Origin of the sequence: Streptomyces sp. DT224 (genome assembly GCF_049844595.1) — a bacterium.
Classification (GTDB): Bacteria; Actinomycetota; Actinomycetes; order Streptomycetales; family Streptomycetaceae; genus Streptomyces.
This window is the reverse complement of record NZ_JBNCLI010000006.1, coordinates 494074-517751: the sequence shown is the minus strand read 5'-3', so window position 1 is coordinate 517751 and position 23678 is coordinate 494074. Positions and strand designations below refer to the sequence as shown.

The window sequence follows — 23678 nt, the reverse complement described above, 5'->3', positions numbered from 1 at the left end:
CGAACCCGGAAGCTAAGCCTTTCAGCGCCGATGGTACTGCAGGGGGGACCCTGTGGGAGAGTAGGACGCCGCCGAACTCCTTTTTGGAAGAGCCCCGTGCCCTTGTGGCACGGGGCTTTTTCGCGTTCCGACCCTCTAAAGTCGTGCCATGCGCTACGAACTTGTCATCTTCGACAACGACGGTGTGCTCGTGGACAGCGAGCCGATCTCCAACACCATCCTGGCCGGCTACCTGACGGAGCTGGGCCACCCCACCTCGTACGAGGAGTCGCTGCGGGACTACATGGGCTCCGCCGTGCACCGCGTCCACGACCTCGTCCAGGAGCGGACCGGGACCAAGCTGCCCGAGGACTTCGACGTCACCCTCCACTCCCGGATCTTCGCCGCGTTCGAGGAAGAGCTGGAGCCGGTCCCCGGTGTCGATGACCTGCTGGGCAAGCTGGTCGCCGACGGCGTCCCGTACTGCGTCGCCTCCTCCAGCAGCCACCAGCGCATCCGGGTCAGCCACCGGAAGACTGGGCTCGACCAGTGGTTCGAGGAGGAGTGGATCTTCAGCGCCGAGGATGTCGGCCGGGGCAAGCCGGCGCCCGACCTCTTCCTCCTCGCCGCCGAGCGCATGGGTGTCGCGCCCGAGCGGTGCGTCGTCATCGAGGACAGCCCGCTCGGGGTCGAGGCGGCCAGGGCCGCCGGCATGGACGTCTACGGGTTCACCTCGATGATGCCCGCGGACCGGCTGACCGGTGTGACCGGGTACTTCTCCGACATGAGCCAGCTGCCGGAATTGCTTGCCTGACGCGTCTACCCACGGGTAGAAACTGGCCCTACGCTCGCCGCCATGACAGATGCACGGTTGCGGCACGGCAGGGCGTCCCTCGCGTTGAGCTTCTTCGTGCAGGGGGCGACCTTCGCCCTGCTGGTGACGCGGATCCCCGCGATCCAGGACCGGTACGGGATATCCGACGGCCTGCTGCCCGTGTTCCTCGCCGCCGTCCCGGTCCTGGCCGGGGTGGGCAGTGTGCTCACCGAGAAGGTGGTCGCCCGGGTCCGGCCGCGGGTGGTCCTGCGGTGGACGCAGCCCGTCGTCCTCCTCACGCTCCTCGGCGTCGGCGCCGGCAGCGAGCTCTGGCACGCAGCCCTGGCGCTCGGGGTGTTCGGTCTTGCCGTCGGCGCGCTGGACGCGTCCATGAACATGATGGGCGTCAGCCTCCAGCGGGCGTACGGGCGCTCGATCATGCTCGGGTTCCACGCCGCGTACAGCCTGGGCGGGATCGCGGGCGCCTCGATGGCGTGGGCCGGGGCGCACTGGGACCTGTCGTTGCCGGCCTCGTACCTTCCGGCGGTCGTGGTGATGCTGCCCGCGGCGTTCGCCGGGAGCCGGTGGTACGTCGAGGGCGCCGAGGGCACGCCGGGAACCGAGCCGGAGAAGGGGGCGGCGCGGGCGGTCTCCTTCCGGCTGCTGCTGCCGCTGTGCCTGGTCATGGCGTTCGCGTACATCGGGGACTCGACGGTCTCCAACTGGAGCGCGAAGTACCTCCAGGACGTGCTGGGCAGTTCGGAGCAGCTGTCCACCGTCCCCTACAACGTCTACATGGTGACCACGCTGCTGGGAAGGGCCGTCGGGGACCTCGGGGTGCGGCGGTTCGGGGCGGTGGCCGTGGTGCGGGGCGGGACCGTGCTGGCGGCGGGCGGGTTCGCCGTGGTGGCCGTGGCCGGCGGGGCGTGGACCGGGATGCTCGGGTTCACCCTGCTGGGGCTCGGGCTCTGCGTGATCGTGCCGCAGACCTTCGCGGCGGCCGGACGGATGTTCCCCGGGGCGAGCGACACCGCGATCGCCCGGCTGAACATCTTCAACTACGTGGGCTTCCTCGTCGGCTCCCCGCTCGTCGGGGCGCTCGGGGACGCCTGGAGCTACCGCGGCGCGATGCTCGTCCCGATGGTGCTGGTGCTGGCGACGCTCCTGTACGCCAAGTCGTTCGGCGCGGAACCCGCCCGATACGGTGGCGGGCATGAGCGGCCGCGCACAGCTGATGTGGGATGACGCAGTAACGGGCTACGACTTCGGCGAGAGCCATCCGATGGACCCGGTCAGGCTTGCCCTGACGATGGGCCTGGTGCGGGCGTTCGGCCTCGACCGGGCGGTCGACGTGGTGGCCGCCAAGCCGGCCGGGGACTCCACGCTGCGGCTCGTGCACCGGCCCGATTACGTGGCGGCGGTGAAGGCCGCGTCCGCCGACCCCCGCTCGGCCGACCAGAACTACGGCATCGGGACGGTGGACGACCCCGCGTTCGCCGGGATGCACGAGGTGTCCGCGCTGATCGCCGGGCAGTCCGTGGCCGCCGCCGAGGCGGTCTGGCGCGGCGAGACCCGGCACGCCGTGAACTTCACCGGCGGGCTGCACCACGCGATGCCCGGCGGCGCGGCCGGCTTCTGCGTCTACAACGACCCGGCGCTCGCCATCGCCCGGCTCCTGGAGCTGGGCGCCGAGCGCGTCGCGTACATCGACGTCGACGTCCATCACGGCGACGGCGTGCAGGCCGCCTTCTGGGAGGACCCCCGTGTCCTGACGGTCTCCCTGCACGAGCACCCGCGCACCCTGTTCCCGCAGACCGGCTGGCCTGAGGAGACCGGTGCGGGGAGCGGCGAGGGCGGGGCGGTCAACGTGGCGCTGCCGGCCGGGACCGGGGACGCGGGGTGGCTGCGGGCGTTCCACGCGGTGGTGCCGGAGCTGCTGGCGGACTTCCGGCCGCAGGTGCTGGTGACGCAGCACGGGGCGGACACGCACTTCGAGGACCCCTTGGCGCACCTGGCGGTGTCGCTGGACGCGCAGCGCTCGGTGATGGCCGCCTGCCACGACCTGGCGCACACGTACGCCGACGAGGGGCGCTGGGTGGCGCTCGGCGGCGGCGGTTACGCGGTGGTGGACGTGGTGCCCAGGTCCTGGACGCATCTGGTGGGCATCGCCGCGCACGCCCCGGTGGACCCGGAGTCGGTGATCCCGTCGTCGTGGCGGGACGAGGTGTACGCGCGGACGCGGCAGCTGGGTCCCGCGCGGATGACGGACGGGCGGACGCCGTCGTGGTCGGCGTGGGAGGACGGGTACGACCCGGCGGACCGGCTGGACCAGGCGGTGCTCGCGACGCGACGGGCGGCGTTCCCGCTGCGCGGGCTGCTCACCTGACGGGTTGGTTACGGGGGCGAGCACGGTTTACGCCGACGGTGGGGCGTAATCGGGCTTTTGGCCCCCGGGCCGGCCGGGTGGGGCAGCATCGGTGGGGTGTTGAGCACCGGAGCGCTGCGTGCGCATCTGCTGGCGGCCCGGCTGGCCGGGCCCGTGGCCACCTCGCGTGAGGTGAGCCTGCGGAGTTATCGGCTGTTCGCGGCCAGGGACCCCCGGGTGACGCTGGGCCTCGACCCCGAACGGGGCTGGGGCGAGCGCGAGTTGCTGGCGCTGATGGCGGACAGGTGTGGGGTCTCGGACGATCCCGCGCATGTGTCCGGGCCCGACGTCATCGATCCGGAGCGGACGGTGGCGGGGCTCGACGCGTTCGCCGTACGGCTGGCGGATGCGGCGGCCCGGCGGGTGCCGGTGCTGTTCGGGACGGGGCATCCGCACCGGCTGATCGGTTTCTACGCGGCGCTGGCAGACGCTTTGTCGTCGGCGGGCTGCCCTGTCCTCACCCCGGCGCAGGGCCGATGTATCGACATAACGACTCGGTTTGGCGTACGCACGTACAACCTCGACTACGTACGGGGTGTCGCGCTGGTGCGTGAACCCGGCGCGGGGGCGGCCGGTGGTGGCACCGGCGCACACTCCCATTCGCCGCTGCCCGTGCGGGTCGCGCTGGAGGCCGCCGCGGCCGGGCGCGGGCCCGTTCCGGAGTTGGTCGTCGGGGACCACGGGTGGGTCTGCGGGGCAGGTCAGCTGGGCATCGAGGCGATCGGGCTGGCCGATACGGACGACCCCGCGCTGTTCGTCGGAGAGGCCGAGGGGCGGGTGGCGGTGGCCGTTCCGCTGGACGACGCGGTGCGGTCCGCGTACTACCTGCCACTCACGCGCTATGTACTCAATCGGGCCTGTCTGTCACAGTAGCGGCCGATCGTCTCTCCTCTTCCCCACTCGCACCACCCGCCCCTAACCTGGGGAGTGAGCGCACAACGACGAAGAGTCACCGGAGGGGAAGCCGGTGCGCGTCTCGTGCGGAAGGTACAGGTGAGTCATGGCTGCTGACAGCGAGAGTCCTCTGAGCGAGGTCAAGTTTCTGACCGTGGCGGAAGTCGCCTCGGTCATGCGGGTGTCGAAGATGACCGTGTACCGCCTGGTGCACAGCGGTCATCTGCCGGCGATCCGGGTGGGCAGGTCCTTCCGGGTGCCGGAGCAAGCGGTTCACGAGTATCTGCGCGAGTCCTTCGTGGGGGTGGCATCGGCCTGACATTCCCCTCGGATTACGTCCCTCACGCGGTGGCGGGTAGGCTAGGCCGACGTAGGTCGTGTGGGCCCAGACGCCCCGCACCAGTGAAGAAGAAGTGAGCGAGGGTAGTCGTGGGCTCTGTTATCAAGAAGCGGCGCAAGCGGATGGCCAAGAAGAAGCACCGCAAGCTGCTCAAGCGCACGCGCGTTCAGCGTCGCAACAAGAAGTAAGCGAACGCAGTTCGTGAGACCGCAGCCCTTCCGCCGTTCCCGGCGGGAGGGCTGCGGTGCTGTGTGCGGGGGGTGTCCACCGGTACGGTGACGTCCTGACCGACCGAATACGGGAGACCGACGGAAGGCGCTGATCTTGGGGAAGGTCGTGCTCGTCACGGGAGCGGCCCGGCAGCTGGGCGGCCGTTTCGTCCGGCGTGTCCAGCGCGATCCGGACGTGGAGCGGGTGGTCGCCCTCGACGCGGTGGAGCCGGAGCACGAGCTGGGCGACGCCGTCTTCGTGCGGGCGGACATCCGCGGGCCCGCCGTCGCCAGAGTGCTCGCCGAGCACGGCGTGGACACCGTCGTCCACCTGGACGTCAGCGGTTTCGCGCTCGGGGCCCAGGGGCGCACGGCGGTCAAGGAGACCAACGTCATCGGCACCATGCAGCTGCTCGGCGCCTGCCAGAAGGCCCCGGCCGTGCAGCGGCTCGTGGTGAAGTCCAGCACCGGTGTGTACGGCTCGGCGCCCCGCGACCCGGCGGTCTTCCACGAGACCACCCCGCCCAAGTCGCTGCCCGGCGGCGGCTTCGCGAAGGACGCGGCCGAGGTCGAGGGGTACGTACGGGGCTTCGCCCGCCGCCGGCCGGACGTGGCCGTGTGCGTGCTGCGGTTCGCGAACATCCTGGGGCCCGACGCGGACTCGCCGCTCGCCGACTATCTGTCACTGCCGGTGCTGCCGACCGTCTTCGGGTACGACCCCCGGCTCCAGTTCGTCCATGAGGACGACGTGATGGACGTCCTGTCCATCGCGGCGACCGAGCCCAGGCGCGGGACGCTGAACAGCGGCACGTTCAACATCGCGGGGGACGGGGTGCTGCTGCTCTCCCAGTGCGCGCGGCGGCTGGGACGGCCGACGGTGCCGATGCTGCTGCCCGCCGTCACCTGGGTCGGGCAGGCGCTTCGGGCGGTCGGGATGACGGACTTCTCGCCGGAGCAGATCCGGCTGCTCACCCATGGCAGGGTGGTCTCCACGGTCCAGATGCGCGAGACGCTGGGGTTCTCGCCCGGATACACGACGGGGGAGACGTTCGCGGCCTTCGCCCGCAGCCGGGCGCCGGGGCTGCTGCCGCCCCGCTCGGTGGGCCGGGCCGTGGACCGCGTGGCCGCGGCCGTGCCCCGGATCGCCGGGCCCGGCTCCGGCGACGACACCCACCCGACGACCCCGAGCGCCAGGTAAGAGGAGCGCAGCGACGATGGCGGATGCCAAGGTCATTCCGTTCGACGACGACCGCTCGCGGCCGGGGGGCGTGCCGCGTGCCGCGCGCCGGCGGTCCCCGGTACGCGGCACGGGGTCGGTGAGCGCCCTGCCGGGGTCCTCGGACGCCCGGGACGCCGCGCCTGAGGCCGAGGACCCGGGCGGGGGCGGCGCGTCCGGGCGGGGCTCCTGGGACCGGCGGATCGCGGGCGGGCTCGCCTTCCTGCGGCGGCGGGTCACCGGCGAGTACGACGTGGACGAGTTCGGGTACGACGAGGAGCTGACCGACCAGGTCCTGATGTCGTTGCTGCGGCCGGTGTACGAGAAGTACTTCCGGGTCGAGGTGAAGGGCATCGAGAACATCCCGTCCGAGGGCGGGGCGCTCATCGTGTCCAACCACTCCGGGACGCTGCCGCTGGACGGGCTGATGCTCCAGGTCGCGGTGCACGACCACCATCCGGCGGACCGGCATCTGCGGCTGCTCGCGGCGGACCTGGTCTTCATGCTGCCCGTGGTCAACGAGCTGGCCCGGAAGGCGGGGCACACGCTGGCGTGCGCGGAGGACGCGGAGCGGCTGCTGCGCAAGGGCGAGGTCGTCGGTGTGATGCCCGAGGGCTTCAAGGGGATCGGCAAGCCCTTCGGCGAGCGGTACAAGCTCCAGCGCTTCGGGCGGGGCGGCTTCGTGTCGACGGCGCTGAGGGCCGGGGCGCCGATCGTGCCGTGCTCGATCGTGGGCGCGGAGGAGATCTACCCGATGATCGGGAACGCGAAGACGCTGGCGCGGCTGCTGGGTTTCCCGTACTTCCCGATCACGCCGACGTTCCCGTGGCTGGGGCCGCTGGGGGCGGTGCCGCTGCCGACGAAGTGGACGATCCAGTTCGGCGAGCCCATCCCGACGGACGGCTATCCGCTGGAGGCGGCGGAGGACCCGATGCTGATGTTCAACCTGACGGACCAGGTGCGGGAGCAGATCCAGCACACGCTGTACAAGCTGCTGGTGCAGCGGCGGTCGGTCTTCTTCTGACGGCCGCCGCCGCACCGTGCGGCCGGGTCAGCCGCGTTCGTCCTCGGCGTCGATGCCGAGACCGCCGATGAGGCCGGGGAGCAGCGGCGGGATGGTGATGTCCGGCGTCGGCGTCGAGCTGGGGGCCGCGTCGGAGGGCTTGGTCGCGTCCGGGGACGGCGGGTCGAAGAGACCGTCCGTGGAGCCGCCGATCAGGCCGTCCGCCGGGCTGGAGCCGGTGTCCGAGGGGCGCGGTGAGCTGCTGGAGCCCGTACCGCCGTCCTCGTGGCGGGCGGAGGACGAGGGCGACGGGGTGCGCGTGTCGGTGGAGGGGGCCGCGTCGGTGCCGGTGGTGGAGTCGGCGTCGCGGGACTCGGGGCCCTTCTCCGGGGCGCGCGGGAACAGCGACTGGAGCGGTGCGACCTCTTCGTCTATGGCGTCGAACACCGAGCTGACCTGGTTGCCCACGTCGGTCAGCTGGACGGGGAGGCGGTCGCGGAGGCCGGCCCAGGTGTCGCGGTGGGAGCGGGAGAAGGAGTCCAGGGTCTGGATCGGACCGAGGGCGCCGTCCCGTTCGTACGCGGCGTGGAGGAGGCGGTGGCCCTCGGTGGCGTCGTGCGACATGCCGTTGAGCGTGCGCCTGATCTCGCCGAGCTGTTCGTGGTCGAGGTGGCCCGAGCGGGCGCGCTCCATGAGCCGGCGGGCTTCGCCGAGGCGGGTGGACGCCTGGTCGAGGTAGATCTCGCCGCGGTCGGTGTCGTCGCGGGTGAGGCCGAGGTGGAGGTCCTCCATGCCGCGCTTCAGGCCGTAGAGCGAGTCACCGGGGAGGGCGTCGGAGCTGGCGGCGGCCACTCCGCCGAAGGCGCCGGCGGCCACCCCGACGGTGAGCCCGCCCGCGGCGAGCCCCTTGGACCAGCGGGATCTGGGGCGCAGTTTGCGGAGCGGGGAGGCGCGGTGGCTGCCCCTGCTCCGTTGTTCGGGCACCGTAGGGTCCGCGGACGCGCCCCCCTCGGCGAACATGGCTTCCATGGCGGCGACGAGCTGGGCTCGCTGCACCACTTTGACCTCGGGGTCCAACTCCGGCTTCGGCAGCTCACCGAGGCCGTTCGCCAGGGCCAACAGCGGTCCTTGGTCGGCCTGTTCGGCCGGGTCCTCGGGCTGTACGGCCGCCGCACCGCGGAGCGACTGCTCCTCCAGGGCCTGGGCGAAGGCGTTCGCCCGCCGGTGTGCCGAGACGTTTGCGATCACTGGCGGCACCTCCTCTCGTCATGACGGTCGACTCCCCTGGGAATCCGGAAGGTTGCACACCTTGAGCGCTTTCACACGAATGAGTGAGCGTCTGCGGACATGGTGTGACGACAGGGGGCCTGCAACCGGCACAACGAGTGGCGCGGCACTTGGGTTACGCACGAAAGATGATCGGACCAGTGCGTGAGAAACGAGACACCGGGGCCGGTCCGGCGGGGAGCCGTCAGCGGGCATCGTCCGGGAGGAGCCGGGCGAGGGTGCGGACGGCGCGGTACTGGAGGGTCTTGATCGCGCCCTCGTTCTTTCCCATGACGCGGGCGGTCTCGGCGACGGAGAGCCCTTGCAGGAAACGCAGGGTCACGCACTCCTGCTGCTGGGGGTTGAGGCGGCGCACGGCCTGGAGGAGCGCGGCGTTGGAGAGGGACTCCAGGACGGAGTCCTCGGGGCTGCGGGCGACCTCGTTGGCGTCGAGCATTTCGCCGGTGGTCACTTCCAGCCGGAAACGACTGGATTTGAAGTGGTCGGCGACCAGGTTGCGCGCGATCGTGACCAGCCAGGCGCCGAAGTCGCGGCCCTGCCAGGTGAAGGTGGAGATGCGGCGCAGGGCGCGCAGGAAGGTCTCGCTGGTGAGGTCCTCCGCCGTCGCCTTGCTGCCCACGCGGTAGTAGATGTATCGGTAGACCGTGTCGCTGTACTGGTCGTAGAGGCGTCCGAAGGCGTCGGCCTCGCCGGCCTGGGCGCGCTCGACGAGTTCCATCATGCGCGCGCTGTCGCTGTCGGCGGCGGGCCGCCGGACGGGGGCGGCGGTCGCCGCCGCGCGGTTGCCGCGTCTTCCGACCGCCGCGGCGCGTTCGGCCAGGGCATAGCAGGGGCCGGCAGGTGCAGGGGTGGCGAATGCGGGTACGGCGTACGCGGTGGGGACGAAGCCGCGCATGCGTTCGGCTACTGACGCGCGCAGCGTAGCCAGGCCCGAGGCGTCAACCCCGACGTGTGGGTACACGGGACTCCCAGAGGCAGAGCTTCCATCACGAGCAGTGCGAAACCATCACTCGTCGTAGTGAGTGGCGGGTCCGGAATGCGTCTGAGGAGAATAACGCTTCGTACAGGCCGCGCTACGCCCAGTTGCGCAAATCATCGATTGCGTCGCTTCTGTGCCAACGTTTCGACGCAACAAGTCGCACATCGTGACCGCTTGTTGATCGAATTGCTTCGGAATCTGTCTGCGGGGGCGACCTGTTGTGGCCGGTGAAAAGGGTGTGCCGGGTTGACGTACGCGGGCGCGGAGAGTCAGCGGCGGCGGCGGTGCAGGGCGACGGCCGCGGCCGTGCCGCCGGCGAGGGCGCCGACGCCGGCGGCGGCCGGGATGCCGACCTTGGCCGCCTTGCGGCCGGTGCGGTAGTCGCGCAGCCGCCAGTCGCGGGCGCGGGCGTGCTTGCGGAGCTTGGTGTCCGGGTTGATCGCGTACGGGTGGCCCACCAGCGACAGCATCGGGATGTCGTTGTGCGAGTCGCTGTACGCGGCGCAGCGCGCCAGGTCCAGGCCCTCCGCCGCCGCCAGGGCGCGGACCGCCTCGGCCTTCGCGGGGCCGTGCAGGGGTTCGCCGACCAGGCGTCCGGTGTACACCCCGTCGACCGATTCGGCGACCGTGCCGAGTGCCCCGGTCAGGCCGAGCCGGCGGGCGATGATCGTGGCGGTCTCCACCGGGGCGGCGGTGACCAGCCAGACCCGCTGGCCGGCGTCCAGGTGGGCCTGGGCGAGGGCGCGGGTGCCGGGCCAGATGCGGTCGGCCATGTACTCGTCGTAGATCTCCTCGCCGATCGACATCAGCTCGGAGACGCGGTGGCCCTTGACGATGGACAGCGCGCTGTCGCGGGCGTCCTGCATGTGCTCCGGGTCCTCGACGCCGGCCAGCCGGAACCACGCCTGCTGCCAGGCGAACCGGGTGAGCTCGCGGCGCTCGAAGAACTTCCGCTTGTACAGGCCGCGGCCGAAGTGGAAGAGTGCGGCGCCCTGCATCACGGTGTTGTCGAGGTCGAAGAAGGCGGCGGCCCGTTCGTCGCCCACGACGGGGAACTCGGGCTCCTCCGGTCCGGTCTCCTCGGTGGCGGACTCGGCTTCCAGCGAGGACTTCCGCGCGGCCTCCGCCGCCGCCTCGCCGGCCAGCACGCTGCGAGCCGTGGCGGAACGCCTGCGGGGGGTGAGCCATCCAAGAGCGGCCATGCGGTCGAGCATAGCCAGTCGGCCCGGCCGTTCCGGTTCCACCGTGGTGCCGTGGTGTGAACTCCTGGTGTCCGCGGGCTCCGGGACGGGGGCCGAGAATGAGAGGTATGAGTGCCTTGCTGCGTCGTAGGAAGAAGAACCCCGCCGAGCGCGTGGTGACCCTGGTGGGGAAGCCCGGCTGTCACCTCTGTGACGACGCCCGCGCGGTGGTCCGGGCGGTCTGCGAGGAGACCGGCGCCTCCTGGGAGGAGAAGGACATCACCCGGGACGAGGAGCTGTACCGGGAGTACTGGGAGCAGATCCCGGTGGTGCTCGTGGATGACGAACAGCACACGTTCTGGCGGGTCGACCCGGCGAGACTGCGCAGCGCGCTGCTTTCCTGAGGGAAACCCGGTTACCATCGTGGGCGTTTTGAGTGGTCTCGGGGGCGGAGTCGTGAGGAGTGTGTACCGCTTTGCCCCCTTCGGGCCTGCAACGGGCTGATGCGATCCGTGGTTCCTGGATCGCGCGACGGATGTGCGTGACCCCGGTCACGTTGACCGGACAAATCGGACACAATCTTTGTGCACGCGTTCACAAAGACATAGCCTGCATTCGACGGGGCGGTCTTGGGACATACGGCCGCCTAAAGCCCCGCTCATCCCGCAGGAGCACCGTGGCAACTGGCCGAAATCACCGACCGGCGACCCGTAGCCGAGGAATTCCCGAGGCCACCGTCGCCCGACTTCCGCTGTATCTCCGCGCGCTGACCGCGCTCTCCGAGCGCTCGGTGCCCACGGTCTCCTCCGAGGAGCTCGCCGCGGCGGCGGGGGTCAACTCCGCGAAGCTGCGCAAGGACTTCAGCTATCTCGGCTCGTACGGGACGCGCGGCGTCGGCTACGACGTCGAGTATCTCGTCTACCAGATCTCGCGTGAGCTCGGCCTCACCCAGGACTGGCCGGTCGCCATCGTCGGCATCGGCAACCTCGGCGCGGCCCTCGCCAACTACGGCGGCTTCGCCTCCCGCGGCTTCCGCGTCGCCGCGCTCATCGACGCCGACCCGGCGATGGCCGGGACGCCCGTCGCGGGCATCCCCGTCCAGCACGCCGACGACCTCGACCGCATCATCAGCGAGAACGGCGTCTCCATCGGCGTGATCACCACCCCGCCCGGCGCCGCCCAGCAGGTGTGCGACCGGCTCGTCGCCGCCGGGGTCACCTCGATCCTGAACTTCGCGCCGACCGTCCTCTCCGTGCCCGAGGGCGTCGACGTGCGCAAGGTGGACCTCTCCATCGAGCTCCAGATCCTCGCCTTCCACGAGCAGCGCAAGGCCGGTGAGGAGGGCGTCGATGCCGCGCCCGACCCGGCCGCGCCGCCCGTGCGCGCCACCACCACCGGCCGGAAGGGACCCGACGGGGACATGCCCGCCGTGATGCCGGCATGAGCCTGCTCCTCGTGGGTCTGAGCCACCGCAGCGCCCCCGTCTCCCTCCTGGAACGCGCCTCGCTGGCCGCCGACACCCAGGCCAAGCTGCTCCAGGACACCCTGGCGGCCGAGCCCGCCGCCGAGGCCGCCGTCCTCGCCACCTGCAACCGCATCGAGCTGTACGCCGACGTGGACAAGTTCCACGCGGGCGTCGCCGAGCTGTCCACGCTCCTCGCCCAGCACAGCGGCGTCGGTCTCGACGAGCTGACTCCGTATCTCTACGTGCACTACGAGGACCGGGCCGTCCACCACCTGTTCTCGGTGGCCTGCGGGCTCGACTCGATGGTCGTCGGCGAGGGCCAGATCCTCGGCCAGATCAAGGACGCGCTCGCCCTCGGCCAGGAGCTGCACACCGCGGGGCGGCTGCTCAACGACCTCTTCCAGCAGGCCCTGCGCGTCGGCAAGCGCGCCCACAGCGAGACCGGGATCGACCGGGCCGGGCAGTCGCTCGTCACCTTCGGCCTGGAACAGCTCGCCGACGGCCCCGACACCGCCGCCTGGGCCAAGGGCAAGCGCGCCCTGGTCATCGGCGCCGGCTCCATGTCCTCGCTGGCCGCCGCCACGCTGGCCCGCGCCGGCGTCGCCGAGATCGCCGTCGCCAACCGCACCCGGGCCCGCGCCGACCGCCTGGTCGAGATCCTGAACCAGCCCGGCGGTACGGGGGTGCGCGCCCGGGCCGTGGAGATGGCCGAGGTCACCGGCGAACTGACACGTGCCGACATCGCCGTCTCCTGCACCGGCGCCACCGGACTCGTGCTCACCGCCGAGACCGTCGCCGGAGCGCTCGGCCTCGACCACGTGCCCGACCCGGCGAGCGGCCTGATCCCGGCCCAGTCCACCGGGCCCGAGCGCCTGGCGCTGCTGGACCTCGCCATGCCGCGCGACATCGACGCGGCGGCCGGCCGCCTCGACGGTGTGCGCCTCGTCGACATCGAGTCGCTCGCGGAGGCGTCGGCCGACGCCCCGATGGCCGCCGATGTGGACCAGGTGCGCACCATCGTCGCCGACGAGGTCGCCGCCTTCGGGGCCGCCCAGCGCGCCGCCCACATCACCCCGACCGTCGTCGCCCTGCGCACGATGGCCGCCGGCGTGGTCGCGGACGAGATCGCCCGGCTGGACGGACGCCTCCCCGGCCTGGACGAGAAGCAGCGCGCCGAGATCACGCAGACCGTGCGCCGCGTGGTCGACAAGCTCCTGCACGCGCCCACCGTGCGGGTCAAGCAGCTCGCCAGCGAGCCCGGCGGCGCCGGGTACGCGGACGCGCTGCGCGAACTCTTCGACCTCGACCCGCAGACGGTCGCCGCCGTCTCCCGGGCAGACCTGAACGACCCGAATCGAGGGCGGTCATGACCGACAACTCACCCCTGCGACTGGGGACCAGGCGCAGCAAGCTCGCCATGGCCCAGTCCGGCCACGTCGCCGATGCGGTCAGCGAGGTGACCGGGCGCGCCGTCGAACTCGTGGAGATCACCACGTACGGGGACACCTCCCGGGAGCACCTGGCGCAGATCGGCGGGACCGGCGTGTTCGTCGCCGCGCTGCGCGACGCGCTGCTGCGCGGCGAGGTGGACTTCGCCGTCCACTCGCTCAAGGACCTGCCGACCGCGCAGCCCGAGGGCCTGGTGCTGGCCGCCGTGCCGGTGCGCGAGGACCCCCGCGACGTGCTGATCGCCCGGGACGGGCTGACCTTCGCGGAGCTGCCGTCCGGCGCCCGCGTCGGCACCGGCTCGCCGCGGCGCATGGCCCAGCTCAACGCGTACGCCCGAAGCCACGGCCTCGACATCGAGACCGTTCCGATCCGCGGCAACGTCGACACCCGGATCGGGTTCGTACACAACGGCGAGCTGGACGCGGTGGTTCTCGCCGCGGCCGGGCTCAGCCGTCTGGGCCGCAGCGGTGAGGTGACCGACTTCCTGTCGGTCGACACCGTGCTGCCCGCTCCCGGCCAGGGAGCACTGGCGATCGAGTGCGCTGCGAGCAGCGCCGACCTCGCCGCCGCACTCGCCGAGCTCGACGACCCGTACACCCGGGCCGCCGTGACCGCCGAGCGTGCCCTGCTCGCCGCCCTGGAGGCCGGCTGCTCCGCACCCGTGGGTGCGCTGGCCGACCTCCTCGCCGACGGTCAGGCTGTCAACGAACTGCGCCTGCGCGGTGTCGTCGGTTCCACCGACGGTGCCTCGCTGGTGCAGATGTCCACCACCGGTCCCGTTCCCACGTCGCACGACGACGCGGCGGCGATCGGTCGCGAACTCGCGGCCGACATGCTCGCCAAGGGTGCGGCCGGTCTTATGGGGGAGCGAGCACTTTGAGCCCCACCGGCCCCGCCGCATCCGATTTTCCGGTCCACTCCGCAGGGCACGTCACCTTCCTCGGCGCCGGTCCCGGCGACCCGGGACTGCTGACCCTGCGCGCCGTCGAGGCGCTCGCGAGCGCGGACGTCCTTGTCGCCGAACCGGATGTTCTCGGCGTCGTCCGCTGCCATGCGCGGGCAGGGGTAAGCACCCCTGAGCTGGCGGTTGTTGACGCGCAGTCAACAGCCGCCGGGGTACCCGTTCTCAGGGATGCCGCCAATCTTGTCATGGAGGCCGCGAAGGGCGGCAGGCGGGTCGTCCGTGCCGTGGCCGGAGACCCCGGCCTGGACGGGAACGCCGCCGCCGAGATGCTGGCCTGCGCCTCCGCCGGCATCCCCTTCGAGGTCGTCCCGGGCGTCGCGAACGCCGTCGGGGTGCCCGCGTACGCCGGGGTGCCGCTGCGGGACGCGCAGGGCGCGGACGTACGGTTCATCGACGCCCGTACGGCCACCGACCGCTGCTGGAGCGAGGTCGGCGTGAGCGACGCGACGTGCGTCATCTCGACGTCGCTCGACGCGGTGGCGGCCGCCGCCGGTGAGCTGGTCGCGGCGGGCCGCAAGCCCGACACTCCGCTGACCGTCACGGCCGGCGGTACGACGACGCGCCAGCGCACCTGGACGGCGACCCTCGGGACGATCGCCCAGGTCTTCAAGCAGGGCAAGGTGCTCCCCTCGCCGGAGGGGCACCAGCCGGTCATAGCCGTGGTCGGGGAGCGCAGCTCCGCCGCCCAGCGCGACCAGCTCGCGTGGTTCGAGTCCAAGCCGATGTTCGGCTGGAAGGTCCTCGTGCCGCGTACGAAGGAGCAGGCGGCCTCGCTCTCCGACCAGCTGCGGTCCTACGGCGCCGTGCCGCACGAGGTGCCGACGATCGCCGTCGAGCCGCCGCGTACGCCCCAGCAGATGGAGCGGGCGGTCAAGGGCCTGGTCACCGGCCGGTACGAGTGGATCGCCTTCACCAGCGTGAACGCCGTGAAGGCCGTCCGGGAGAAGTTCGAGGAGTACGGGCTCGACGCCCGGGCCTTCGCGGGGATCAAGGTCGCCGCGGTCGGCGAGCAGACCGCCGCCGCGCTGATCGACTTCGGCGTCAAGCCGGACCTGGTGCCGTCGGGGGAGCAGTCCGCCGCCGGGTTGCTGGAGGACTGGCCGCCGTACGACCCGGTCTTCGACCCGATCGACCGCGTCTTCCTGCCGCGCGCCGACATCGCCACGGAGACCCTGGTGGCCGGGCTGATCGAGCTCGGCTGGGAGGTGGACGACGTCACCGCGTACCGCACGGTCCGCGCCTCGCCGCCGCCGGCCGAGACCCGGGAGGCGATCAAGGGCGGCGGCTTCGACGCGGTGCTCTTCACTTCGTCCTCGACCGTGCGCAACCTGGTCGGCATCGCGGGCAAGCCGCACAACGTGACGGTCATCGCGTGCATCGGCCCCGCCACGGCCAAGACGGCCGAGGAGCACGGGCTGCGGGTGGACGTCCTGTCGCCGGAGCCCTCGGTGCACAAGCTGGCCGAGGCGCTGGCGGAGTTCGGCGCGCGGCGCCGGGACGCGGCGCGGGAGGCCGGTGACCCGGTGACCCGGCCCAGCGAGCGGCGTCCGGGTGCGCGCAGGCGGCGTACGACGACCTGAGCGGTGCTGTGACGCGGGCCCGGCCACCTCTTCGGAGGCGGCCGGGCCCGCCGCTTTTCCGGCACGGGTGTCGGTAAGAGCGTGGGGCGCGCGGGTCTACGCTCGAAGGATGACTGTGTACGGAAACTTCCCCGGCTCGCGGCCCCGTCGGCTGCGGACGACCCCCGCGATGCGGCGGATGGTCGCCGAGACACGGCTCGATCCGGCCAACCTGATCCTGCCCGCGTTCGTCCGCGAGGGCATCGACGCCCCGGTCGAGATCTCGGCCATGCCCGGCGTGCAGCAGCACACCCTGGACACCCTGCGGAAGGCGGCCGTCGAGGCGGTCTCGGCCGGGGTCTCGGGGATCATGCTGTTCGGCGTCCCGCTGGACGAGAAGAAGGACGGCCGGGGCACGGCGGGCACCGACCCGGACGGCATCCTCCAGGTGGCGCTGCGCGCGGTGCGCGAGGAGGTCGGCGACGACCTCATCGTCATGTCGGACCTGTGCCTGGACGAGTTCACCGACCACGGGCACTGCGGCGTGCTGACCGCGGACGGCCGCGTCGACAACGACGCGACCCTGGAGCGGTACGCGGAGATGGCCCAGGTCCAGGCCGACGCGGGCGCCCATGTGGTGGGCCCGAGCGGCATGATGGACGGCCAGGTCGGCGTCATCCGCGACGCGCTCGACCAGACGGGCCACGAGGACGTCTCGATCCTCGCGTACACCGCGAAGTACTCCTCGGCGTTCTACGGCCCGTTCCGCGAGGCCGTCGGCTCCTCGCTCAAGGGCGACCGCAAGACGTACCAGCAGGACCCGGCCAACATCCGCGAGTCCCTGCGCGAGCTTGCGCTCGACCTCGAGGAGGGCGCGGACATGGTCATGGTCAAGCCCGCCGGCCCCTACCTGGACATCCTGGCGAAGGTCGCGGAGGCGTCGGACGTGCCGGTGGCCGCGTACCAGATCAGCGGCGAGTACGCGATGATCGAGGCCGCCGCCGAGAAGGGCTGGATCGACCGCGACGCGGCGATCATGGAGAGCCTGACGGGCATCCGCCGCGCGGGCGCCCAGCTGATCCTGACGTACTGGGCGACGGAGGTCGCGCAGCGGCTGGGCCGCTGACGGCGGGGTTCCTCGGCTACGTGCGCCGCTCGGGCCCGTACCACTGGAGGGGTTGGCCGGTCACTGAGGCGATGCACTCGAAATCGTGGTCGCAGTGCAGCAGGGTGAGCCCTTGCAGTTCGGCCGTCGCGGCGACGACGAGATCCACCGCACCGGCGCCGCGGTGCTTGCCTTGCTCGGTGAGGGCCTCCTGAACCTGCGAGGCCCGGTCGTAGGCTCGGTCGTCGACCGGGACCCAGCCGAAGATCAGGCGGACGTCCTCGATGCCGCGTGCCCGGTCGGCGGCGGACCGGGCGCTGGAGAAGAACTCGAGCTCGGTGATGGGGCACGTGGCGATGAGCCCGGCTGCCGCAGCCTGGTCCCAGCCGTGCTGCTCCGCGTCGGTCCGCATGAACCGGGCGAGCGCGCTGGTATCGATCAGGTAGAGAGCGGCGTTCACCGTCGGTAGTTCCGCTTGTCCTCGAAGAGCGCCAGATCGAACGCGCCTTCGGTGGCCGCTGCGCGCAGACGGGTCAGAGCCAGTGCGCGCCGCCTGTTCTCCAGCACCTCGCGCAAGGCCGTGTTGACCGTCTCCTTCTTGGTGCTGATTCCAAGGGCCTTGGCTACGTCCGCCACCAACTCGTCGTCGAGGTCGATTACTGTCCGGGCCATGGTGCACCTCCCGAGTGTGGTGAAAACTACACCCCCCATCTGTCACCTGCGGCAGGGTCGGGATGGAGGCTCGGGTCTCGGGTCCCGGGTTTCGGGTCCCGGAAGGGTCTGTTCCCTCCTTCGTGTGTACGGGGAGGGCGCTCCGCCCGAGTCTCGGGGCTCGGGAATCGGGGGTCGGGGTTCGGGCTCCGAGATCCGAGCGATGTCGTACAACCGGTAGGTGAAAGAAGGGATTGGGGAAAACCTCCCCACCCTCCCTGCCCCGTCACGACGAGCAAGTGTGACTATTCGTGACCGACTTGCGACGCGGCGTCGCGGCTGCTTACGGTGCCGCCAGACCAAGCGACCCCGACGCGGTGTGCCAACACCGGCCGGGGTCTCACCTCAAGATCGCAAAACAAGGAAAGACGATCTCGTGGCTGCCCAAGACCTTAGCCCCGCCCTGCCGACGTCCGCTCGCTCCGCCCCGTATCCGAAGGCCAGTCCCGGCTACGGAAAGCGTGCCGTTCCCGGCCAGAACCCGCCCACCGCCGACGACTTCGCGTTCCTGCCCGAGCGGGAGCGGTACCTCGCCGGATACGTGGACCGCCTCCCCGACGGGGCGGCGATGAGCATCAAGTCACTGGCCAAGTGCCAGCCCCTGTACGGGCAGATGGCCGTCGGCAGCGCGCTGCGGGCCCTGGCCGTGGCCGGTCATCTGCGCCAGGTCCGGTGCGCGGTCGGTGAGGGCGAGGGCATCCGCTGGGTGACCCGCACCTTCTGGTCGCGCACCGCCCGCGACAACGAGTGGTGGACCGCCTTCCTCGCCGCCGAGGAGGGCCGCTGCGCCCCGCAGCCGGCCGTGCCGCCCGTGGGCCCGCCGCCGTGGGTTCCGGCGGAATCCACGGCCATCGAGGCTCCGGCGGCGGAGCCCCCGCCCTCCGCCCCGGTCCTGCCAAAGCAGCGCGCCGAGGAGTCACCGGGCCTGTCGCCCGCGTACCTCGCCCTGGCGGGGCTGGGCCGTACCGATGCGCGGCTGGCGCTCTCCGCCGCCGACTGCGCGGTCCTGGAGCAGCTGGCCGCCCAGTGGTTCGCGCGCGGGGTGGACGCGGACTACCTCACCCGCGCCCTCACCGCCAGGCTTCCCGAAGCCGTCGACTCACCCGTGGGCTTCGTCCGGCGTCGCCTGCTCGACAAGCTCCCTCCGTACCTTCCCGCCGCGCAGGACACGCCCGCGCCCCGCCTGATGGTCGAGTGCGCCGACTGCGGTGCGCTCGGGAAGGCCGAGGTGTTCCGCGACGGACTGTGCGGCCCCTGCTACCGGAGCACCCGGGGCCTCGCCGCCGATCCGGCACCTGAGGAGGATTCCGGCACCGGGTGCGACGTCCGAGGCCACGTGCGACGGCTCCGCGAGCAGCTGAAGGTGCGCTGAGCCCGCCGCCTGGACCCAGCCAAGAGCCATGCGGCCTACGGCGTCTCCACCAGGCCCGTGAAGAGCATCCAGGTGAACAGGACGGTGACGGGGGCGGCCACGGCGAGGAGGATCGCGGCCGCCGGCCTCTTCCGCACGCACACCCAGCTCGCGAGCAGCACACCGAGGCCCAGGGCGAGTCCGCAGCAGGAGACCACGAAGGCCGGGCCGAAGCTCGCGTCGAAGCGGTCGCCCTCCGCCTCCGTGCACGAGTCGCAGGCCATCGGCGTCAGCATGCTGTAGAGGAGCGCGAGGAACACGGCCGGGAGCGTGATGACCGTCGAGGTCAGCGAGGCGATCCAGGTGTTCCGGGGGAACTCGTCCTGGTCGTCGTCCGGGGCGTCGTCCTGAGCATCCGTCTGTGACATGGGCACGATTCCACCAGGTGTGCGACGGCCGCACATGAGTTGTCCTACCTAGATACTCAACTGTCGTACCCCGCCCCTACGATCGGGCCTATGAGAGCTTCCGGCACCTTCACCGTCAATTCCTTCGTCCCCTCCGAGCTGAAGCCCGAGCCCGAGGTCGTCACCGCGCTGCCCGTCGGGGTGGCGGTCATGGTGAAGACCTTCGAGGGGGAGGTGGCGGGGCGGTCCACGACGTTGTTCACCGCTGCCTTCGACCAGGCGTCGGGGGCCGGTACGTACGTCGCCATGGAGTCCTTCGAGGGGGCGCTCGCCGGGCACGAGGGGACGTTCAACTTCGTGCACTCGGCCGCCACCAGCGGCAGGGACCGGGCCAACGAGTTCTTCTCGATCGCGCCGGGAAGCGGGACCGCCGCCCTCGCCGGGATCAGCGGGGGCGGCGGAATGCGCGTCGATGAGGACGGCACGCATCGGATCTGGTTCGACTTCGAGCTGGGCGGTCAGTAGACGAGCGCCTGGTCCATCTCGCTCTGCCAGTACGTGACGAAGCCGTTGTCGTCCCAGAAGGTGGCGGCGGGCAGCGTCAGTTCGACCGGGGAGCCGTTGAGCGGCGCGTCGGCGCGGTCGGCGAAGGTGACGCCGAGGTGCTTGCTCGGGTACGGCTTCCGGCCGTTCGGCTCGCCCGTCAGGCCGATGGAGGCGTAGGCCGACTGGCCCGGCGCGAGCGTCACCACGGCCTGCGGCTTGCTGCTCCCCAGGACCTGGAACACCGCCTGCGCACCGTCGAAGCGGAGCATCGGCGCGTGGTACGCGTAGCAGGGGCGGTCGCCCGTGTTGATCGCCGTGAGCAGCAGGTGGTTGACCGGGCGGGTCACCTTGGTGACGGTGACCTTCGTGTTCGCCCCGGTGCAGGTGACCGGGGACTTGGGCTTCGGCTTGGGCTGCGGCTTGGAGGCCGGCTTGGCGGCGGACTCCGCGGGCTTGTCGGCGGGCTTCTCGGCGGGCCCGGTGGTCTCGGCGGCCGGTTCGGTGTCCGTGGCGGTCGTCGAGTCCTTCTCCGGCGTGGCCGACGACGCGTCGCCCGTGGCCTGGACGGATGCGGCCGGCTTCTTCGCGTCGGTGCCGTCTTCCCCGCCGCACGCCGTGAGCGAGAGTGCGGCGAGCACGGCGGTCGCTGCGAGGACGGTGGTGCGGATGCGGTTGCTGCGCATGGTGGTACTCCCCGTATGTGTGTTCGGTGGTGAGGTGTGTTCGGTCGTGCCGGCGTGGTCAGTTCCGGCAGATCAGGAGTAGGACGATCGCGGTTGTCACGATCACCACCCCGATTGCCAGCGCATCGGCCAGCTCGATGCGGAAGAGGGTTCGCACTGGTCGGCCCCCGTGGTCGTTGCGGTGTGGTCCGAGCTTGTGGCACGACGGATTCCGGCCGCAACGCCCGACACACCATTGGGGATGCTGGAATGCCTGCGCGTACTGTGACCTGGGCAGATTCCACGTCCCTGGAACGGTGTTCCGGGACGGACCAGGAGGGGGAACGCCGCAGTGGCGACGCCGGAGGCCGAGGAACTAGCGGGCCTGCTGAAGAAACTGAAGGACCGTTCGGGGCGCAGCTACGGGGTCCTGGCGGGCCGGTTGCACGTCAGTACGTCGACGCTCCACCGGTACTGCAACGGGGACGCCGTCCCGGGGGAGTTCGCCCCCGTGGAGCGCTTCGCGCGTCTGTGCGGGGCGACCGCCGACGAGATGGTGGAGGTCCACCGCCGGTGGATCATCGCCGACGCGGCGCGGGGGCGGGGGAAGACGGAAGCGCCGGTTCCGGCGGAGGCTGCGACGCCCGCGCCCGTGCCCGTGGAGCCGGAGGGCGTGGAGCCTGCGCGCGTCGAGCCGGAGGCCGTGGAACCCGTGCCCGCGGAGCCGGAGACCCTGGAGCCTGCGCGCGTCGAGCCGGAGGCCCTGGAGCCTGCGCGCGCGGAGCCGGCGCCCGCGCCCGCGCCGGTGCCTGAGCCCGTGACCCTTGAGCCCGTACGTGAGGAGGGCCCCGTCCCCTCCCGTTGGCGCCGGGCCTCCGCCCGTACGCGGGTGCTCCTCGCCGCCGCGGCCGTCGTCGCGCTCACCGTGCCGACCGCCGTGGTCATCGGCCAGCTCAAGCAGACCGGTTCCGACGCGGCCGGGGGCGCCCCGAGTGCGCGCCGTACGACGGCGGGGAAGGACGCCGACGCCGTCTCCCCGTCCCCGTACAGCCCCTCGCCCTCGCCCTCGGTCAGCGCGTCGAAGCGGCCCAGCGCCTCCGCCACCACGGGCTCGGCCGGCCCCTCCGCACGCACCTCGCCGACCGCCTCGCGCACCACCGGCGCGCCGGGGGGCGGGGTCGCGCGGCCGCCCACGGTGACCATCAGCTCCTACAACTGGGAGGAGCCCTGCGGGCAGTTCTACCTGCTGGGCCAGGATCCGGCGACCGTGCCGCCCCCGCCGTCGCCCAACAGCACCCGGGGCTGGGCGCGGGCGCTCGGCGGGGTGGACGGCGGTTCGATGAAGCTGGAGCTGACCGTGCAGGGCACCTCCGCACAGGCCGTCGTCCTCACCGGGCTCCAGGTGAAGGTGCTGAGCCAGCGGGCGCCCGTGCAGCAGCCGGCGTTCTCGATGGGCGACGGATGCGGCAGCGGCATCGAGCCCCAGTCCTTCGACGTCGACCTGGACGACAGCCGCCCGGCGCTCAAGCCGGTCGCCGGGAAGCAGGGCGACGAGACCGTGCCCGCGAAGGACTTCCCCTTCCGGGTGTCGTCCAGCGATGTGGAGGTCTTCGACCTCGACGCGCACGTGGAGGGCCACGACGTCAGCTGGTACCTGGAGCTGGAGTGGTCCAGCGGCGGCCGTACGGGCACCCTGCGCGTGGACGACGGCGGCAAGCCGTTCCGTACGAGCAGCATCGCGGGGCGCCCTCAGTACTACTACCGCCACGACACCTCGGTCTGGGAAAAGCGCTGAGCGGCACGCGGCCCGGAGCCGGCCGCGTGCCGCTCGGGCGGATCAGGCGCGCTTGCGGCGGCGGGCCATGACCACGAGGCCCGCACCGGCGGCGACGACCACGGCGCCTCCGACGGTGATCGGGATCATGTTGCCGCTACCGGTCGTCGCCAGGTCGCCCTCGGGCTGCGACGGGCTGGCGGACGGGGCCGGGGCGCCCGGGGTCGTCGTGCCCGACGGGGTGGCGGACGGGGCCGTGGTGCCGGACGGCGTCACCGAGGCCGACGGGGTGCCGGTCGCCGGGGGCGTCGTGGAGGGCGTGCCGCTCGGCGTCGTGCCGGGCTTCGGGGTGCCGGGCACCTCGGGCAGGCAGCCGGTGAACGGGAAGTGGTGCGTCTCCGCGCCGCCCGAGCCGTGCAGCGAGGCAACCCACACCGAGCCGTTGACCGGGGCGGCGTTGCCGAGCTCCAGGTGCGCGTACGGGGCGAGCACGCTGCCCGGCCAGGCCGCCTGGCTGTTCTTGACGACCTTCGTGGCGTTCGGGAAGTTCCACAGCAGCTTGGCGCGGATCGCGCCGTCCTGCGCGCTCTGCGACTTGTCGTCCAGGACGAAGTCCTGACCGCCCGACAGGAAGAAGCCCGTCGTGCCGGCCGTCTGCATGTCGTACGTCTGGCCGGTGACGTTGACGATCGTCGTCGCGCCCGCCGGGACCTCGACGAAGACCTCCTTCGCCTTCTCCAGCTGCGCCGCCTCGACCGGGAACACGTTCCGGCCGGTGTCCGTGCCGGTCAGCGTCAGCCGGTTGCCGTCGAGCTTCACCGTGGCGCCGGAGGTCGCCGACTCCTTGGCCAGCGCGTCCGAGTACGACCGGAGCTTCGCGAACTCGCCGTCGAAGTCGATCAGATCGGCCTTCTTGCCGAAGGTGCCGTTGTGCAGATCCACGGGCCGGCCCGTGACCGTCCCGCCGACGACGGCGTTGCCCTTCATCACGACGGTGGCCGAACCGCCGTTCTCCAGGTTGCCCCGGACGACGAGCGACGCCCGGCCCGGCAGCGCGTCCACCTGAGCGGCCGTCAGCTCGTTGCCGACGCTGAACCCGCCCTTGAAGTCGGCGTTCCCGCCGACCGCCACGGCGCCTTCCGCGTCGGGGGAATGGACGTCGTCCCCGAGGACGAACTCGCCGTACTTCCCGGCGACTCCGAAGGCGTCGGTCGTGCAGTCCGCCGAGGCGGGAGCGGCCTGGGCGGCCGGAGCGACGGTGAGCCCGAGAACGAGGGCACCGCCGAGCGCCGCGAGGGCGGCGGAGGTCGGTATGCGCATGGTGCGGTGGTCTCCTGCGGAGCGGTTATGAAGGTTCT

The 23678-nt window shown here is 71.8% G+C and carries 25 protein-coding genes and 1 rRNA gene; 18 read left to right on the top strand and 8 right to left on the bottom strand.

Going from position 1 to position 23678, the window contains the following annotated elements; genetic code table 11:
- The 9 genes from rrf to ACLQ2N_RS18190 all read left to right on the top strand — a co-directional run.
- Window positions 1-77 (top strand): 5S ribosomal RNA (gene rrf, locus ACLQ2N_RS18230); the annotation flags it as partial.
- Window positions 78-148: 71 nt separating this feature from the next.
- Window positions 149-793 carry an HAD family hydrolase gene (locus ACLQ2N_RS18225; protein ID WP_018104380.1) on the top strand — a complete coding sequence of 215 codons (645 nt, stop codon included), beginning with the start codon at window positions 149-151 and terminating at the stop codon, window positions 791-793.
- Window positions 794-835: 42 nt separating this feature from the next.
- Window positions 836-2038 (top strand): MFS transporter, encoded by a 1203-nt coding sequence (locus tag ACLQ2N_RS18220; protein WP_425814187.1) that lies wholly within the window; start codon window positions 836-838, stop codon window positions 2036-2038.
- Window positions 2007-3179, top strand: coding sequence for an acetoin utilization protein AcuC (locus ACLQ2N_RS18215; protein WP_425814185.1), 1173 nt, complete (start codon window positions 2007-2009; stop codon window positions 3177-3179). Before ACLQ2N_RS18220 ends, ACLQ2N_RS18215 begins: the two co-directional genes overlap by 32 nt.
- 96 nt (window positions 3180-3275) lie before the next feature.
- Entirely contained in the window at window positions 3276-4091 is an 816-nt protein-coding gene (locus ACLQ2N_RS18210; protein ID WP_425814183.1) for a phosphatase, read from the top strand.
- A 127-nt stretch (window positions 4092-4218) separates the two neighbouring features.
- The gene (locus tag ACLQ2N_RS18205; protein WP_018104376.1) at window positions 4219-4431 is read left to right on the top strand and encodes a helix-turn-helix domain-containing protein; all 213 of its coding nucleotides are present in this window, start codon (window positions 4219-4221) and stop codon (window positions 4429-4431) included.
- A 110-nt stretch (window positions 4432-4541) separates the two neighbouring features.
- Complete coding sequence (locus ACLQ2N_RS18200) at window positions 4542-4640, top strand: 30S ribosomal protein bS22 (protein ID WP_003948845.1); 99 nt, start codon at window positions 4542-4544, stop codon at window positions 4638-4640.
- A gap of 136 nt (window positions 4641-4776) precedes the next feature.
- Window positions 4777-5859, top strand: a complete 1083-nt coding sequence (locus ACLQ2N_RS18195) for an NAD-dependent epimerase/dehydratase family protein (protein WP_425814177.1) — start codon at window positions 4777-4779, stop codon at window positions 5857-5859.
- A 16-nt stretch (window positions 5860-5875) separates the two neighbouring features.
- Window positions 5876-6901, top strand: a complete 1026-nt coding sequence (locus ACLQ2N_RS18190; RefSeq protein WP_425814175.1) for a lysophospholipid acyltransferase family protein — start codon at window positions 5876-5878, stop codon at window positions 6899-6901.
- Window positions 6902-6928: 27 nt separating this feature from the next.
- Here ACLQ2N_RS18190 and ACLQ2N_RS18185 read toward each other — a convergent pair whose 3' ends face one another.
- The 3 genes from ACLQ2N_RS18185 to ACLQ2N_RS18175 form a co-directional block, all read right to left on the bottom strand.
- Window positions 6929-8128, bottom strand: coding sequence for a DUF5667 domain-containing protein (locus tag ACLQ2N_RS18185; protein ID WP_425814173.1), 1200 nt, complete (start codon window positions 8126-8128; stop codon window positions 6929-6931).
- Window positions 8129-8351: 223 nt separating this feature from the next.
- The gene (locus tag ACLQ2N_RS18180) at window positions 8352-9128 is read right to left on the bottom strand and encodes an ECF subfamily RNA polymerase sigma factor, BldN family (RefSeq protein ID WP_425814171.1); all 777 of its coding nucleotides are present in this window, start codon (window positions 9126-9128) and stop codon (window positions 8352-8354) included.
- 287 nt (window positions 9129-9415) lie between these two features.
- A complete protein-coding gene (locus ACLQ2N_RS18175; protein WP_425814169.1) occupies window positions 9416-10348 on the bottom strand; it encodes an HAD family hydrolase in 933 nt (310 codons plus the stop codon).
- 107 nt (window positions 10349-10455) lie between these two features.
- Between ACLQ2N_RS18175 and ACLQ2N_RS18170 the strand changes: the two genes are divergently transcribed.
- The 6 genes from ACLQ2N_RS18170 (at window position 10456) to hemB (ending at window position 16890) form a co-directional block, all read left to right on the top strand.
- Window positions 10456-10731, top strand: coding sequence for a glutaredoxin family protein (locus ACLQ2N_RS18170; protein ID WP_093708273.1), 276 nt, complete (start codon window positions 10456-10458; stop codon window positions 10729-10731).
- A 272-nt stretch (window positions 10732-11003) separates the two neighbouring features.
- Entirely contained in the window at window positions 11004-11771 is a 768-nt protein-coding gene (locus ACLQ2N_RS18165) for a redox-sensing transcriptional repressor Rex (RefSeq protein ID WP_425814167.1), read from the top strand.
- Entirely contained in the window at window positions 11768-13162 is a 1395-nt protein-coding gene (locus ACLQ2N_RS18160) for a glutamyl-tRNA reductase (protein ID WP_425814165.1), read from the top strand. The genes ACLQ2N_RS18165 and ACLQ2N_RS18160 overlap by 4 nt, the downstream gene beginning before the upstream one ends.
- Window positions 13159-14121, top strand: a complete 963-nt coding sequence (gene hemC / locus ACLQ2N_RS18155) for a hydroxymethylbilane synthase (RefSeq protein ID WP_425814163.1) — start codon at window positions 13159-13161, stop codon at window positions 14119-14121. The genes ACLQ2N_RS18160 and hemC overlap by 4 nt, the downstream gene beginning before the upstream one ends.
- Complete coding sequence (locus ACLQ2N_RS18150; RefSeq protein WP_425814161.1) at window positions 14118-15785, top strand: uroporphyrinogen-III synthase; 1668 nt, start codon at window positions 14118-14120, stop codon at window positions 15783-15785. Before hemC ends, ACLQ2N_RS18150 begins: the two co-directional genes overlap by 4 nt.
- Before the next feature lie 109 nt (window positions 15786-15894).
- Window positions 15895-16890, top strand: coding sequence for a porphobilinogen synthase (gene hemB / locus ACLQ2N_RS18145; protein WP_425814159.1), 996 nt, complete (start codon window positions 15895-15897; stop codon window positions 16888-16890).
- 16 nt (window positions 16891-16906) lie between these two features.
- Here the strand turns inward: hemB and ACLQ2N_RS18140 are convergent, their stop codons facing one another.
- Both ACLQ2N_RS18140 and ACLQ2N_RS18135 read right to left on the bottom strand, forming a co-directional pair.
- The gene (locus tag ACLQ2N_RS18140; RefSeq protein WP_425814157.1) at window positions 16907-17329 is read right to left on the bottom strand and encodes a PIN domain nuclease; all 423 of its coding nucleotides are present in this window, start codon (window positions 17327-17329) and stop codon (window positions 16907-16909) included.
- The gene (locus ACLQ2N_RS18135) at window positions 17326-17541 is read right to left on the bottom strand and encodes a type II toxin-antitoxin system VapB family antitoxin (protein WP_425814155.1); all 216 of its coding nucleotides are present in this window, start codon (window positions 17539-17541) and stop codon (window positions 17326-17328) included. Before ACLQ2N_RS18135 ends, ACLQ2N_RS18140 begins: the two co-directional genes overlap by 4 nt.
- Before the next feature lie 415 nt (window positions 17542-17956).
- Between ACLQ2N_RS18135 and ACLQ2N_RS18130 the strand changes: the two genes are divergently transcribed.
- The gene (locus ACLQ2N_RS18130; RefSeq protein WP_425814153.1) at window positions 17957-18952 is read left to right on the top strand and encodes a MarR family transcriptional regulator; all 996 of its coding nucleotides are present in this window, start codon (window positions 17957-17959) and stop codon (window positions 18950-18952) included.
- 35 nt (window positions 18953-18987) lie between these two features.
- Here ACLQ2N_RS18130 and ACLQ2N_RS18125 read toward each other — a convergent pair whose 3' ends face one another.
- A complete protein-coding gene (locus ACLQ2N_RS18125; protein ID WP_425814151.1) occupies window positions 18988-19359 on the bottom strand; it encodes a hypothetical protein in 372 nt (123 codons plus the stop codon).
- A gap of 90 nt (window positions 19360-19449) precedes the next feature.
- Between ACLQ2N_RS18125 and ACLQ2N_RS18120 the strand changes: the two genes are divergently transcribed.
- Window positions 19450-19863 (top strand): DUF3224 domain-containing protein, encoded by a 414-nt coding sequence (locus tag ACLQ2N_RS18120; protein ID WP_425814149.1) that lies wholly within the window; start codon window positions 19450-19452, stop codon window positions 19861-19863.
- Here the strand turns inward: ACLQ2N_RS18120 and ACLQ2N_RS18115 are convergent.
- Entirely contained in the window at window positions 19857-20567 is a 711-nt protein-coding gene (locus ACLQ2N_RS18115) for a DUF4232 domain-containing protein (RefSeq protein ID WP_425814147.1), read from the bottom strand. The genes ACLQ2N_RS18120 and ACLQ2N_RS18115 overlap by 7 nt on opposite strands.
- A gap of 331 nt (window positions 20568-20898) precedes the next feature.
- On the opposite strand from ACLQ2N_RS18115, the gene ACLQ2N_RS18110 reads away from it, so the two are divergent.
- A complete protein-coding gene (locus ACLQ2N_RS18110) occupies window positions 20899-22341 on the top strand; it encodes a helix-turn-helix domain-containing protein (protein WP_425814145.1) in 1443 nt (480 codons plus the stop codon).
- Window positions 22342-22383: 42 nt separating this feature from the next.
- Here the strand turns inward: ACLQ2N_RS18110 and ACLQ2N_RS18105 are convergent, their stop codons facing one another.
- A complete protein-coding gene (locus tag ACLQ2N_RS18105; protein WP_425814143.1) occupies window positions 22384-23640 on the bottom strand; it encodes a choice-of-anchor A family protein in 1257 nt (418 codons plus the stop codon).
- Between the last annotated feature and the right edge of the window lie 38 nt (window positions 23641-23678).

Coding starts and splice junctions, on each gene's coding strand:
- ACLQ2N_RS18215 (WP_425814185.1), top strand. CDS start 2,007: ATGAGCGGCCGCGCACAGCTGATGTGGGATGACGCAGTAACGGGCTAC.
- ACLQ2N_RS18125 (WP_425814151.1), bottom strand. CDS start 19,359: ATGTCACAGACGGATGCTCAGGACGACGCCCCGGACGACGACCAGGAC.
- ACLQ2N_RS18135 (WP_425814155.1), bottom strand. CDS start 17,541: ATGGCCCGGACAGTAATCGACCTCGACGACGAGTTGGTGGCGGACGTA.
- ACLQ2N_RS18220 (WP_425814187.1), top strand. CDS start 836: ATGACAGATGCACGGTTGCGGCACGGCAGGGCGTCCCTCGCGTTGAGC.
- ACLQ2N_RS18225 (WP_018104380.1), top strand. CDS start 149: ATGCGCTACGAACTTGTCATCTTCGACAACGACGGTGTGCTCGTGGAC.
- ACLQ2N_RS18120 (WP_425814149.1), top strand. CDS start 19,450: ATGAGAGCTTCCGGCACCTTCACCGTCAATTCCTTCGTCCCCTCCGAG.
- hemC (WP_425814163.1), top strand. CDS start 13,159: ATGACCGACAACTCACCCCTGCGACTGGGGACCAGGCGCAGCAAGCTC.
- ACLQ2N_RS18170 (WP_093708273.1), top strand. CDS start 10,456: ATGAGTGCCTTGCTGCGTCGTAGGAAGAAGAACCCCGCCGAGCGCGTG.
- ACLQ2N_RS18205 (WP_018104376.1), top strand. CDS start 4,219: ATGGCTGCTGACAGCGAGAGTCCTCTGAGCGAGGTCAAGTTTCTGACC.
- hemB (WP_425814159.1), top strand. CDS start 15,895: ATGACTGTGTACGGAAACTTCCCCGGCTCGCGGCCCCGTCGGCTGCGG.
- ACLQ2N_RS18175 (WP_425814169.1), bottom strand. CDS start 10,348: ATGGCCGCTCTTGGATGGCTCACCCCCCGCAGGCGTTCCGCCACGGCT.
- ACLQ2N_RS18105 (WP_425814143.1), bottom strand. CDS start 23,640: ATGCGCATACCGACCTCCGCCGCCCTCGCGGCGCTCGGCGGTGCCCTC.
- ACLQ2N_RS18115 (WP_425814147.1), bottom strand. CDS start 20,567: ATGCGCAGCAACCGCATCCGCACCACCGTCCTCGCAGCGACCGCCGTG.
- ACLQ2N_RS18160 (WP_425814165.1), top strand. CDS start 11,768: ATGAGCCTGCTCCTCGTGGGTCTGAGCCACCGCAGCGCCCCCGTCTCC.
- ACLQ2N_RS18190 (WP_425814175.1), top strand. CDS start 5,876: ATGGCGGATGCCAAGGTCATTCCGTTCGACGACGACCGCTCGCGGCCG.